This is a genomic window from Chloroflexota bacterium (assembly GCA_014360905.1).
GTDB lineage: Bacteria > Chloroflexota > Anaerolineae > UBA2200 > UBA2200 > JACIWX01.
On record JACIWW010000008.1, the window covers coordinates 40,577 to 53,739 of the forward strand.

General features: G+C 52.0%; 13 protein-coding genes. 3 read left to right on the top strand and 10 right to left on the bottom strand.

The annotated features are described in order from the left end of the window. The 3 genes from H5T67_05145 to H5T67_05155 are packed head-to-tail and all read right to left on the bottom strand — an operon-like array spanning position 1 to position 1,584. Positions 1 to 945, bottom strand: coding sequence for an ABC transporter ATP-binding protein (locus H5T67_05145; protein ID MBC7244701.1), 945 nt, complete (start codon positions 943 to 945; stop codon positions 1 to 3). A gap of 17 nt (positions 946 to 962) precedes the next feature. Beyond that, positions 963 to 1,358 carry a hypothetical protein gene (locus tag H5T67_05150; protein MBC7244702.1) on the bottom strand — a complete coding sequence of 132 codons (396 nt, stop codon included), beginning with the start codon at positions 1,356 to 1,358 and terminating at the stop codon, positions 963 to 965. 1 nt (position 1,359) lies between these two features. Then, complete coding sequence (locus H5T67_05155) at positions 1,360 to 1,584, bottom strand: helix-turn-helix transcriptional regulator (GenBank protein MBC7244703.1); 225 nt, start codon at positions 1,582 to 1,584, stop codon at positions 1,360 to 1,362. A gap of 230 nt (positions 1,585 to 1,814) precedes the next feature. Here H5T67_05155 and efp point away from each other — a divergent pair, with 230 nt between their 5' ends. Beyond that, positions 1,815 to 2,378, top strand: coding sequence for an elongation factor P (gene efp / locus H5T67_05160; protein ID MBC7244704.1), 564 nt, complete (start codon positions 1,815 to 1,817; stop codon positions 2,376 to 2,378). Between the two features lie 4 nt (positions 2,379 to 2,382). Further along, positions 2,383 to 3,300 (top strand): EF-P lysine aminoacylase GenX, encoded by a 918-nt coding sequence (gene genX / locus H5T67_05165; protein MBC7244705.1) that lies wholly within the window; start codon positions 2,383 to 2,385, stop codon positions 3,298 to 3,300. A gap of 29 nt (positions 3,301 to 3,329) precedes the next feature. Here genX and H5T67_05170 read toward each other — a convergent pair whose 3' ends face one another. Further along, complete coding sequence (locus tag H5T67_05170; protein MBC7244706.1) at positions 3,330 to 4,040, bottom strand: endonuclease III; 711 nt, start codon at positions 4,038 to 4,040, stop codon at positions 3,330 to 3,332. Positions 4,041 to 4,061: 21 nt separating this feature from the next. Further along, positions 4,062 to 4,562, bottom strand: coding sequence for a MarR family transcriptional regulator (locus H5T67_05175; protein MBC7244707.1), 501 nt, complete (start codon positions 4,560 to 4,562; stop codon positions 4,062 to 4,064). 250 nt (positions 4,563 to 4,812) lie between these two features. On the opposite strand from H5T67_05175, the gene H5T67_05180 reads away from it, so the two are divergent. Beyond that, positions 4,813 to 6,675 carry a protein-L-isoaspartate(D-aspartate) O-methyltransferase gene (locus H5T67_05180; GenBank protein MBC7244708.1) on the top strand — a complete coding sequence of 621 codons (1,863 nt, stop codon included), beginning with the start codon at positions 4,813 to 4,815 and terminating at the stop codon, positions 6,673 to 6,675. Between the two features lie 77 nt (positions 6,676 to 6,752). Here the strand turns inward: H5T67_05180 and H5T67_05185 are convergent, their stop codons facing one another. From H5T67_05185 to H5T67_05205, 5 genes are all read right to left on the bottom strand, one after another. Beyond that, positions 6,753 to 7,976 carry an MFS transporter gene (locus tag H5T67_05185; GenBank protein ID MBC7244709.1) on the bottom strand — a complete coding sequence of 408 codons (1,224 nt, stop codon included), beginning with the start codon at positions 7,974 to 7,976 and terminating at the stop codon, positions 6,753 to 6,755. Next, positions 7,973 to 10,465 carry a hypothetical protein gene (locus H5T67_05190; protein ID MBC7244710.1) on the bottom strand — a complete coding sequence of 831 codons (2,493 nt, stop codon included), beginning with the start codon at positions 10,463 to 10,465 and terminating at the stop codon, positions 7,973 to 7,975. The genes H5T67_05185 and H5T67_05190 overlap by 4 nt, the downstream gene beginning before the upstream one ends. 97 nt (positions 10,466 to 10,562) lie before the next feature. Further along, entirely contained in the window at positions 10,563 to 11,387 is an 825-nt protein-coding gene (locus tag H5T67_05195) for an NAD+ synthase (protein MBC7244711.1), read from the bottom strand. A 91-nt stretch (positions 11,388 to 11,478) separates the two neighbouring features. Continuing rightward, positions 11,479 to 12,336: a carbon-nitrogen hydrolase gene (locus tag H5T67_05200; protein MBC7244712.1), complete on the bottom strand. Its 858-nt coding sequence runs from the start codon at positions 12,334 to 12,336 to the stop codon at positions 11,479 to 11,481. Beyond that, the gene (locus tag H5T67_05205) at positions 12,333 to 13,091 is read right to left on the bottom strand and encodes a prolipoprotein diacylglyceryl transferase (protein MBC7244713.1); all 759 of its coding nucleotides are present in this window, start codon (positions 13,089 to 13,091) and stop codon (positions 12,333 to 12,335) included. The genes H5T67_05200 and H5T67_05205 overlap by 4 nt, the downstream gene beginning before the upstream one ends. Between the last annotated feature and the right edge of the window lie 72 nt (positions 13,092 to 13,163).

Below are 13,163 nucleotides of genomic sequence, written 5' to 3' on the forward strand. Positions count from 1 at the left end.
TTACATTGCTCCCAATTCTTGTTCTTCTTGCATGAGCGTGACAAAAGCCTCTTCCAGGCTGCCGCGACCTTTGCGCACTTCCTCCACTTCAGCTCCCTCGCTGACCAGCAAACTGATCAAAGGCGCTGTCTCTGCGCCTGGTTCGAGTTCTACCTGCAAATGATCCGCATGCAGAAATACAGAGGACACTTTGGATAGGGCGCGCAGTGCCTCGACCGCACTGGTGCTAAAACCACGTCCGTAAATTGCAACCGTTGGCTTGCCTGTGCGTGCTCGCAATTCTTCTGGGGTGCCCATCGCAATGAGTTGCCCCTGCCGGATGACACCGACCATATCGCATATCTTCTCCGCCTCAGCCAGATTGTGCGTGGTCAGAAAGACGGTCGTCCCTTCCTTTCGCGCTAGGTTCTGAATGTCCTCGCGTAGAGCGACAGCCGCGACCGGGTCTAAACCCGCTGATGGTTCGTCCAAGAAAACTAGGCTAGGCCGGTGCAGCAGGGCACGAGCGATTGCGACTTTCTGTCTCATGCCCTTGGATAGCTTGGTGATGTCTGCGTTGCGCCATTCCCATATGCCTAGATGCTCCAGAAGTTCTCGAATGCGTGCCTGGCGAACTTTCTTGTCCAGGTGATAGATGCGACCAAAGAATTCCAGATTATCCAAAACGGTCAAACGCTGATACAAACCATCGTGTTCAAGCAGAACGCCGCTGTGCGCACGGATTGCATCGGCCTGAGTAGCAACATCATATCCCAACACTGTTGCCGAACCACCGCTTAGCTCTAGAAGACCTAGCAGCAGACGCAAAGTCGTGGTCTTGCCTGCACCGTTGGGCCCCAGGAAGCCGAAGATGGTCCCGCTTAGCACCTGTAACGATACCCGGTTCACCGCGCAGAGGCTATCAAAATAGTGCGTTATCTCTCTGGTCTCAATGGCATATGTCATTCTGTTTTCCTTTCACTCTACGCTTGGCGATGTAGCCACAAACTGGCTATAAACTGTGTGATGAGTCCAATGGCCATGATCAGGCTGACCTGCTCGATAGATAACACATCCTGGCTATGCAGAGCAGCCCAGATGATTACCGCAGCCATGAGGACAACCAGAACAGAAAAGCCATAGGATGCTGCTTTGAGCGAGATGGTTTGTTCCCGCTCATCATGCTCTAGAGGCGAGAGGGGCCTATCGTCGCGAATCACATAACGGCCACTGTAAGGCAGCCAGAGGTAAAGCCCAGTCATCAGCAAGACGCCGAACAAAATAATCTCGCGGCGTGCTTTTAACAGGATCATCAACCCTATCCAGGCTAAGATAAGCATCCCTCTGGTAATGTAGTACCAGTACAGTCCTTTTCGCATCTTATACTCCTTCCACATCCTCCTCGTCTTCCAGCCAGAAGGCTTCCTCTAACGGCACCTGCAGCACATGAGCAATGCGCAATGCCAGAAATACAGAAGGGAAATAGTTCCCTTTCTCGATGGACAAGATTGTCTGACGGGTAACCCCAACCGCTTGGGCCAATTGTTCCTGCGTCAAGTCATGCCGTGCGCGTAATTCCCTTAAGCGATTACATAAACGAGCCATTTCCATCTCCACAATATCACTGCCATGTCATATAGCAATAGAGATGGCATAATTGTACATTAAATTTTACTTTTTGTCAAATTTACTTTACTTGATTGGTTGTCAAGGATTGGGTTAAAGCCTTACTCGTTGGTTGTACGAAGCATCTTTTGCTTGCTGAAAGGCAAGAATAGTGATATAATAAACCTTGTGCAATTCATTGACTTATTCTGTAGTGGAGTTATAGGCATATGTACACAGTTTCAGATTTGCGCAAAGGACTGACTATCACTATTGATGACGAACCGTATATCGTGATCGCATTCGAGTTCACCAAACCAGGTAAGGGACAAGCGCTCTACCGCACCCGCCTGCGCAACATGGTGAATGGAACGATTATTGACCGTACCTACCGCTCAGGCGATACACTGGAGCCTGCCGCGCTGGAACAGCGAAGCATGCAGTACCTGTACCACGAAGGCGGCGTGTACCACTTCATGGATACTCAAACGTATGAGCAGTTTGGCATCAGCGAAGAAGCACTGGGGGATGCGAAGAACTATCTGATTGACAATCTCACGGTGGATGTGCTCTTCTTCCGTGGGGAACCTATCGGGGTTAATGTCCCTAATTTTGTCAATCTGCGCGTGGTGAAATCTGCGCCTTGGGCAAAAGGGGATACCTCTAGTTCCGATATGAAAACCGTCACCGTGGAAACGGGATACGAGCTCCGCGTTCCTCCTTTTGTTAACGAAGGCGATCTGATTCAGATTGACACCAGGACAGGCACGTACGTGACCAGGGTCAAGGAGTAGCACGTTGAACTGGCGGTTGGCCAGTCGCAAGAGAGCGCTCGTGATACGAGCCGCCGTTCTACAGGCGATCCGAGAATTTTTCATCGCTCGTGGCTATCTGGAGGTGGAAACGCCACAGCGTATCCCTGCTCCAGCCCCCGAAGCACATATTGATGCCATTCCCGCTGACGGTTGGTTTCTACAGACTTCTCCTGAGCTATGCATGAAACGTCTGTTGGCGGCTGGCTATCCTCGTATCTTTCAAATCTGCCATTGCTGGCGGGAAGGGGAAAGAGGCAGCCGTCACATCCCCGAGTTCACCATGCTGGAGTGGTATTGTGCCGGCAGCGACTACCATGGCCTAATGGATGAATGCGAGGCGCTAATTCAGAGCGTGGCACGCAGAATGGGTTATGGGGATAAACTCGTTTACCAAGGGAAAGAGGTGGAGTTGAGTAGCCCATGGCCCCGGCTCTCGGTCGAAGAGTCCTTTTCCCGTTATGCAAAGGTTTCCATGGCCCAAGCTTTGGAATGTGATCTATTCGATGAGATCATGGTGCGAGACATCGAGCCTCACTTAGGAGTTAGCCAGCCTGCTTTCCTCTACGACTATCCGGCGACGAGAGGAGCGCTAGCACATTTGCGCCCTGATAAACCCTCCGTAGCCGAACGCTTCGAGCTCTACATCGCTGGACTGGAACTAGCCAATGGATTCTCTGAGTTGACGGATGCCGCGGAACAGCGAGCGCGTTTTCTACGGGATGAAACTTACCGCCGTTCGCTGGGGAAACGCCCTTATCCTATCCCGGAAAAGTTCCTTGCCGAATTGGGGGAAATGCCCCCATCGGCCGGCATAGCCTTGGGGATAGATAGGCTGGTCATGCTATTCGTAGATGCAGCCTCTATTGATGAGGTAGTGGCATTCACGCCAGAGGAGCTGTGAAGGCTATGCTCCGTGCCGAACTCAAGGCGCTATATCTGATCTCCTTCTCTTGCTTGCGGATGGCTTCCCGACTGTGAAAACATTACGTTTCGGTAGTGATCGCACAGTTCTCGCAACGCGCATCGTTCACAGCGTGGGCGACGTGCTTGGCAAACCTCGCGGCCGTGGCGGATTATATTAAGGTGGAAGGTATAGTACGTCTCCTGTGGCAGCAGGGTTTCCAATAGTTCGTGTGCTTTCTCGCGTGAAGCGCTTGCTGGGATCAGACCAAGGCGTCTGGTGACACGGTGGATATGCGTATCCACGGGGAAAGCTGGCATATCTAGAGAAAAGAGCAGGATAATGGCTGCTGTCTTGGGACCAATGCCATTCATGGTAGTAAGCCATTGTTTTGCTTCTTCGACCCTCATCTGACGCAGGAAATCCAAGCTCAGTTTGCCCTGCCTCTCCGTGATGTACCGCAAGGCTTGCTGGATGCGCGGAGCTTTCTTTTGGCTCAGTCCAGCGATCTGAATTGCCTCCATCACTTCTTCAACTGGTGCATCACGGACCTGCTCCCAGGTAGGAAAACGCAGTCGTAGGGCGCTAAAAGCTTTATCGCGCAATACATCATTGGTATTCTGACTAAGGATGGTAGAGACCAACTGGGCAATGGGGTCTAGGTGCTGCTTTTGGGGACGCTCACCATAAAGCTGTACCAAGCGCTGATGCACTTCGAGTGTTTTCTCTTGGGGCTCCATGATCTGTCGTAGAACCTTCGTTTATTCTGGAGTGGGGCTGTGTGAGGCAAGCTCTTGCTGCAATACCTCTTCACCATATTCAAGCTGGAAGGCTTCCAAATAGGCTTTGAGCAGCCGCAGCAATTCCCTGGCGTCCTCTTGGGAAAGGCGCATCAGTGTCTCGCGCAGGCGCTTTTCGCGGCTGCCACGTACCTTATCCAGTAAATCCAGCCCTGCGGGAGTTAACTCTACCAGAACTTGGCGCCGATCGTGTGCACTGCGTCTCCGTTTTACCAACCCCATCTTCACCAGGCGACCGACAATACCAGTCACAGTGGCACAATGCTGTAAAGTGTCATAGGCCAATGTGCTCATGGTAGGGTTCTCGCCATGGGACTGAATAGAGCGCAGCACAAAAAACTGTGGTGGAGTAAGACCAAAACTATCTAGGTCCTGTGCAAAACGTCGTTGTTCTAGCCACCCAACGCGCAAGATCAATTGCTCAATGCTCGCTAGCTGTTTCAGGAGATCCTGCTTTTCCAATGCGCTCCTCTTATCAAGTAGAGAATTCATCAATTGGTTATTTAGCAATGCTAAATATATCACAGGTATGCAGGTTTGTCAAGCAGCGCGATAAAAGCACTTTCATGGTCTTGCCCCCTTGTTATGATGATTCACACAAGAACGGGTATAAGATCTACTCGGTTTGACAGGCACCCGAAACCGAGGTAATCTACTATCGGTGCGGATCAGAGTGGCATGAAATCTCCATCGCAGCGTGGGAGAGGGAAAGTTGAGCATGAAGAAAACAGCGCTGCTTTTGATTGCCATACTCGCTATAGTCCTCATTGCGTTGATTGTCTTGCGCCTTGCACCACGACAAAGCTCCCAAACATTTTTGCTTCGTGAAACAGTGCCAAGTGCCCAGGAGACAGCCCTCGTCATAGTGCATGCCCCTGGCAGGATAGTGCCCGGCAGACAAGCTACCCTGACTTTTCCATTGGAGGGCTTGTTAGCAGAGATTGTCGTAAAGGTAGGCGAGCGAGTTCAGGCAGGGCAGCAGCTAGCGCGTCTAGATACCCGACAAGCGGAATTGAGCATCGCTCACGCTGAGGCCACATTGAAGGTGCGCGAGGCGCGCCTCAGACAACTTACCACAAGACCAACCCTGGCTGAGTTCCTGGCGGAGAGGGCTCTGGGAGAAGCAGTGCAAGCATTGAGCGAGGCTGCAGAAAAGCAGATTGATCTGCGAGACAAGCAATTAGCCGTTGCAGATGCAGAGCTGAAATTAGCTGAATTGGCGTTGCGCGATGCACAGCGCGCCTATGAGCAAGTCGCATGGCGTCCTGATATAGGAATGCTGCCAGAGGCGCTGGCTTTAGAGCAGGCCACAGCTGAGTATCAGCGGGCACAAGCGAACTACAACTCGACATTGGCGACGAATGAGTACCTCTCTGCTCTCCATAACGCTGCGCTCCAAGTGGTGCAGGCCCAACTAGAGGTGCAAAAGTCACAGCGTTCGATCACGGATGATGAAAAGGCGATCGCCGAAGGGGAGGTTGAACAAGCACGACTTGCTTTGGAGCAGGCGAAGCTCAATTGGGCGAATACGATCCTGACCGCCCCTTTTTCAGGAACTATTGTTTCGATAGAAGCAGAAGTCGGCCAGGTGGTCAACCAAGCCATGCCTGTATTAGTTCTGGCAGATCTTGATCATTGTCATGTCGAGGCGCAGGTTAACGAGCAGGACGTCGGGCGTGTGCAAGTAGGCCAGGAGGCAACCATTACCTTGAAGGCCTTCCCCGATACCCCCCTCAAGGGAAAGGTCATTTCCATTGCGTCATTGGCTAACAATACAGAGGGGGAGGCCAATTATACGGTGAGGATAGCACTAGTCCCTACTGATTTGGCAATCCTGCCTGGCATGACCGCCATGGTGGACATAGCTACCTCCGTGCCGGTGGTCAGGGGTGTAGGTATTACTCCGACGTTGACCAAGGCGACTCCAACCCCTGACCCTTATCAGATTCCGAGGGAGCATATGGTGACATTCGATATTGAGCAGCGGGGTGTTCGCGATCCTGAGGTATTGCGTGCTATGAGGACTGTGCCTCGCCATGAATTTGTGCTTCCTAACTATGTGAACCGGGCATATGGTGATCACCCATTGCCTATTGGTTATGGCCAGACCATTTCGCAACCCTATATCGTGGCAGTGATGACTGAGTTGCTGAAGCTGAAGCGTGGCGAGCGGGTGCTAGAGATTGGTACTGGCTCTGGTTACCAGGCTGCGATTCTGGCGGAGCTGACCGATGAAGTATACAGTGTAGAGATCATCGAGGAGCTGTACAAAAGAGCCACTGAGACATTGACCCGACTTGGCTACTCCCATGTGAAGACCAAGCATGCCGATGGTTACTATGGCTGGGAGGAATATGCTCCTTACGATGCTATTATTGTTACCTGCGCTCCTGACCATATCCCACAACCGTTGATCAACCAACTCAAAGACGGCGGACGCCTGGTGATTCCTGTTGGCCCTCCAGGCGGCTACCAGACATTGTGGTTAATTGAGAAGCACGGGGACGAGATCATGTCTAAAGAAATCATGGGAGTCGTCTTTGTCCCCTTGACAGGTACACATCCTTCTCGTTAGCAATCCTTTGGAGAAGAGCAGAAGCAGCTCCCGTGCTACCAGATACTGGACGGTGGGGTGGATGCTGCGCCTTGTTTCTAAGACTGATTTGGCTCCCGCACAAAGGCTAGTAACAAGATCATGGCTACAGCAGCGCCAATCAAGTTGCCTAAAATAGGACCTCGGAATCCGAAGGCTTCGTAGATTAGACCTCCTACATAGGGCGCAGGAAAGGATAACAGCCCGCGGAAAGTACCTAGCCTGCCTATCTCTTCTGCGCGTTGTCGCTCAGGAACGCTATTGGCAATCCAGGCCGTGAAAGCTGGCGTCCAAGTTGCTACAACTAGACCCCAAAAGATCTCTAGCATGAGAAAGGCGGGGAAGGATTGTACAATAAGCCATCCTGTGGCCACAAACACAGCAATTGCTTCCGATAAGGCTAGAAAAGGTATGTAACCGCGCCGATCTACCCATTGCCCAATAAACCATTGTGAGATAGCCCAGCTTGCAGAGCTCACGCTGGCCATGAGCCCCAATTGAAATGGCGTAAATCGGTATACTTTGGTAAGCAAGCCAGGCAAGATTCCAGCGCCCATACCATAAGCGAACATATCTATCGTGACAGCGACGTAAAAACTGCGTAATCCCGATGGAGGCGTCATAATCCTCTTGAGCAGGGCCCAAAACTCAGAAGCGATCAATGGTGTGCGAGCCTCTGAGTGCAGCGTCTCATGCAAAGCAAAAGCAACTAGACATAAGGTGACAAATTCCAGCAAGGCGCCAACTAGGAGCACAGCCAAAAAACCATAGCGGCTAGCCAGAAATCCGCCCAAAGTTGGGGCAAAGATACCCGAAGCAGCGAATGTCACTCCTATACGACCGAAGGCCAGGCCGCGCTCTGCTGGCGGTACGGACTCAGCCGTGATCGACTCGGTCGCAGGGCGGGCGATGGCGGTCAATCCGAGCATGACCACGCCAGGCAAGAGCAAGCGCCATTCGCGAAGCCATCCAGCCAAAGCAAAGGCAACCATTGCCACAATCCCGAAAGCACTGGCAATGACTACAAATGGCTTGCGCCCGTGGCGATCGGATAGCCATCCACCTACGGATAGCGTTGCTGTGGACATGATGCCCTGAAACCCTCCAATGCTTTCCAGCAAGCCCAGCACTGGCATTGAGGCACCCAGGCTGAGGACAAAAGGTTGCCAGATAGCCCGCACCATATTCCAGCGGCAGCCAAAGAAAAAGTTGCGTAGCGCCAGCACGCGCAAATTCTGCATAGGCAGGGATTTTGGGGGCGGCTGGGGAGATGCAGTGTTCATGGCATTGTTTTCGACGTAGGATGTGATTGCAGGTACATCATGACCGCACTGGCCAGGAAATATGTCAATGCTCCCGCAACGAGAATACGAGAGAAACCGAAACTAACTGCGCCCATCACTGCTAAGATAGAGCTGATGACTGAAGCAAAGCCGTTGACTGCCCAAGCCCAAGGAATCCATTGTGGAGCACGTTCCTCCAATAGGCGAATGCCCCCTGGCATGGGCTGTCCAAGCAAAAAGCCGAGGGGACCGAGGCTAAGTACAGCAACGATCAGGCGCAAAGGAAGGCTCCAACCAATAGCAAGAGCGAACAACTCAGAGAGCAAAAAGGGATAAGCGAGCACGACTACGATCAGGACAGGCAAGACGCGCAGCAGGGGGAAGCGGTTGGCTACAAAGCTACCCAAGCCTGAAAAGAGCAAGATGGAAAATAATACGAGGGAAAATGAGTATGTAGGCTGGCCCAAGAATAAGATGAATTGCTGTAGCAAAGGCATCTCAACAAAGAGGAATCCCAAGCCCAGGCAGGCAAAATACAGCAAGTAAAGAGCAGTCAAGTGTAATGAGAATGAGGCGATGAGCTTTTTGCGTGGGCTCAAAACAAGCGGCAATAGAATAAACACGGCAGATAGGAACATCGCTAGTACCAGGAGAGCTACCAGGATAAGGAAGCCGCTGCCGCCAAAGGGCTGCCATGTTTTGCCTAACCCCCTTAGAATGCTTTGCGTCTGGGCCCATTTGAAATAATGGAAGAAAAAAGGGCGGTCATCGCTTGGTGGTGAAACTTCATAGGGGTATTGTTGGAAGAAATCCTGCTTTCCACTGCCCGTGAGGACTTGGCGGAAGGTATCGTAGTGCGCTGTATCACGAAGTACGTTGTAACGATTGGTCTCCTCGGCTGTCACATCCATGTAGTAAATCAAATCAAAGTGGCATGTCGCGCAGAACTCTTTAAACCGCGCGATTTCATCACCGCGAAAGGGACTACGTTTGGCCAGGATTGTAACCGTGGACCAGGTGCGAAGGGCGATAACTCGTTGCGAGGGGTCTCCGATGCCAGCTCGTTGCAATGCCTCTGCCACCAATGCGCAGGCGCGTAATTCTTCCGTAGGCGGTGATTGCACCCATCTGGTAATCACCAGAATGCCCTCTTCTCGCAAGTGGTTCAAATATTCAATGAAGGCTTCCACCGTGTAAGCATAGGATTCGGATAGACTGTAAGCTCCCGAGATAACGGGCTGGTACGTATCGCTCAGAGACAGCTGCACGACATCAAACCGCTCCTGGGAGCGGCGGAGATAGCTCCGTGCTTCTTCCAAGACGACGGTGACTCGCGGATCATCGTAGGCTACCGTACCGCATTTATTCGCTTGCTCACGTACAGCCTGTACAACCAACGAATTGCTCTCTAAGGCGACGACAGATGACGCACCGTTAGATAGCGCAGTCAAGAGGTCCAGTCCTCCGCGGGGCTCGATCACCAGAGCTCGTGCACGAGGGCGCAATAGGTAAGCCAGCGTCGTAGGCAGGTATCGTAGGAAACGTTCATCGGCTGGGCTTTGCAGGCAGGTAATAGGACTTAAATTGGCGCCATCTACCAAAAGCCCCAATTGTCTGGGCAAATCCTCGGTGAAAGATAGGCTTAGCCCTGGCGCAGAGTGGATGGCTGTGCTTTCCACTACGTCCACGCGGGAGAAAGCGTTCCAGCGACTGAAAATTAGCTTGGCTTCTGGGAAGAGCAAGGATATGCTTAATGTCTTGTAAGGGGACAAACGCAAGGCCAAGCATGTAGGTGGATGCAGCAACATAGCGAGCAAAATCACAAGTAGTGCAGGGTAGAGAATATACGAGGCAGGCCGTCGCATAAATTCTTGCCAATTCTTAGGCAAAGGAGCGGCACCTAGACTGAAGGTGAGGGCTGCTACCAGTCCCAGAATGCCGGCGCTGATTACAGCTCCAGTCCCTCCCAGGATTGGTACAAAGACCAGCACCAGCAGGCTGCCTGCAGCTGAGCCCGCCAGGTTGGCAGCATACAACACATTTGCCCGCCTAGGCCAGGCAGCAAGGGAAAGACCAATGCACAGTCCTGCAAAGAAGAAAGGCAGGATCAGAGCTGGATAGTAAAGGGTTAGGTAGAGCAACTGTCGCTGCTCCAAAGCAATGCGATAGGAGTCGAAAGGGACATAGTTAATCGCCAGGTAAGCAACCAGGATGCTGATAGAGAAGAAACAGGCATTCGTTGCCAGGCGTTCCATCACGACATAATCCTGGTTGTGAGAGGATCTGTCGGTAGGGAATTGTTGGCTACTTGACTTTGGCGGGCGCAGCGTTAGCCATGTGCCGCTTGCTCCAAAACCCAGCAGTGCTACGCTGACACTGATGAAAGCAAAGTGGTACCACTGTGTTACTGCAAAGAGGCGTGTCAGGATGAGTTCAAAAAACAGCATCGCTGCCGATATGAGAAAGACGCCAGCGTATAAGGTGATCATTTGTGCACCTCGACAGCTACCAAGGGCCAGTTTCCAGTGGACAGCGGGCAAGCATCGCACCTGTAAAGCATTCGTCGTGGCTTTTCTCAGGTGCTACCTAAGTGCCCCAATCTCTGGGGTATAGAAAATCATGCCCCACATCGCGCCGGCTAACCTTGGCGATAATCGGCGGCATGCGCTTGAACTGCGAGGCGCGCATTTTGCGAAGCACCGTGTCCACAAAATGGGCATCAAATCCAGCTGCGATCGCTTCTTCGCGTGTGTACCGTTCGTCCACCAATAGGCAGAGGAGTTTATCAACTTCGGCATAGGTGAAACCAAGTTCGCCTTCGTCTGTCTGGCCAATCCATAGGTCCGCAGATGGGGGCTTTTGTATGATATGCTCTGGAACGCCTACTGCTCTTGCCATCTGACGCACTTGAGTTTTGTACAAATCCCCAAGCGGATTGATCGCTGATGCCATGTCGCCGAAGATCGTTCCATAGCCAAGGAGCAACTCCGTCTTGTTGCTGGTGCCAATGGGCAGGCCATTCCAAACAACAGAGTGATCGTAGAGAATGATCATGCGCATTCTTGCCATGACGTTACCCCGGCGTATATCGCTCATCTCTGGGTCTTGTTCCAGATAGGGGTCTACCATTGGCGTAATATCCACGGTCTTGCTGTGTACCCCTGTGAGCTCTATAACTTGTTTGGCATGCTCGGCGCTATCTGGCGTGCTGGTTCGATAGGGCAGAAGAAGAGCCAATACATTTTCGGCGCCGATGGCCTCAACCGTGAGAAAGCATGTCAAGGAGGAATCCACCCCTCCAGACAGATTTAGCACCGCTTTCTTGAAGCCAAAGCGTTCCAACTCGTGCCGCAAGAAAGCAACTAAGACATGACGTGTTACATCCGTATTCAGCAACAACTTGGCAGCGATGTCCAAAGTTCACCTCCGTGTACGAGCGGGAGCCTTACGTGATAGCAATCGCTCTGGAATGGGAAATGGCTTCATTCTCACTTATTACTCGTTACTCCTCATAGTACAAGATCCGCTCCACTTCCCGACACAACAGCTCCGGCCGCTCATCCCGTAGTAGCGGCAACTGTATCCTGACACGCCGCAGGGCGCCTAAATCCAATTCTGCGACCAGCAAAGCCTCCTCAAAGTAAGGGGCTTGCGCCACAAGCTTACCATCTGGCCCAAATATCGTCGAGCCACCCCAAAAATTGAGCCCATCCTCAAATCCTACTCGGTTGCAATGCAGGACAAAATTGGTGAGAAAAGTGGCATATACTTGATTGATCAATTCCACAGAGCGTGAACTGCCCAGCACAGCCTCGGGACTCAAGCCTCTCCCAGGGCTAGCGGAAATCAGCAGCAGGATATCCGCTCCATCTAGCCAAAGGGCATAGGGCGAACTCATGTGCCAGAAATCTTCGCAGATCAGAATGCCCATGCGTGCGAAGCGAGTGTGGAAAGCGCGGAGACTGTCCCCCGCAGCCAGGTAACGGCCCTCTTCAAACATGCCGTAAGTAGGCAAATAAACCTTGCGATGTACGTGGACGATTCGCCCTTGTGATAAATAAGCAGCCGCAATGTAGTAGCGATGGCGCTGATCCTCCTCTACAAAGCTAACAACCAGATCCATAGCCTGGCTTGCAGAGAGCAGTTCGGTCATAGTTGGGTTGGTTTCTGCGCTCGATATAGCTACATCGGGTACCAAGTCTTTTAATAAGTAGCCGGTCAGCGATAGTTCCGGGAAGCAGAGCAATTGCACTTTTTGCTCCTTTGCCTTTTCAATGGTGTCTAGGTGTAGATGTAAGTTGCTCTGTACGTCCCCCAGCTTGGGACTGATCTGCGCTAGGCCAACTTTTATTTTTGTCATCTTGATCTCCCTCGCATTTTTGCCCTTCGTCTGAACCATAGATACATCAGCAACATGGCAGCAATGGCAACTTCTATCACTTCTGCTACTTGTGTGATGCGGAGAAACCCAAGGGATGGGGCTTCATCGGCTCGGGTAAATTCCAGTAGGAAGTGTCCTAGGCCATTGGTGAACAGATAGATCAATCCTAGCGAACCAGGCTGCAGATGCAACCTACTCAATCTGTGCAAACCGAGGAATAGCAAGACACCTAGGGCACAGGCCAAAGCTTGGGTCGGAAGGCGCAGCGCGCAAATGCCGTAGAGATCTGGCAACCAGATACTGAACGGAGAGCGCATAATCAAGCCATAATTGGCCCCATGTATCCACGCGCCAACCCAACCTAGAGCCTGAGCCAGGGATACGGCAGGCGCCGCCAAGTCCATAAGATGAGGAAAGGATAGGCCTGTAAAGAACGAATAAAGCAATAGGGCAAATATCCCTCCAAGTAACCCCCCTTGAAAGACCAATCCACCTCCCCAGAAATTGAGCAGTGCAGCTGGATGGCCTGCATAGTCCGCCCAATTTGGCAAAACATAGGCTAGGCGAGCGCCAATAAGGCCACATGCTAGTACCCATAGTGCAGCGTCCAATATTTGCAGGCTTAGGTATCCCGTCCTATTCCCTCTAAGTTTGGCAGCCCGATAGCATTGCCACTGCGTGTAAATCACAGCGGACACAATGCCCAACCAGATAAACACCGAGTATGAATACAAAGAAAAAGATCCATAGCGAAGCAGGATAGGATGCATAAGTGGTATCTACCTCTTATCCATTCTCTACCAATC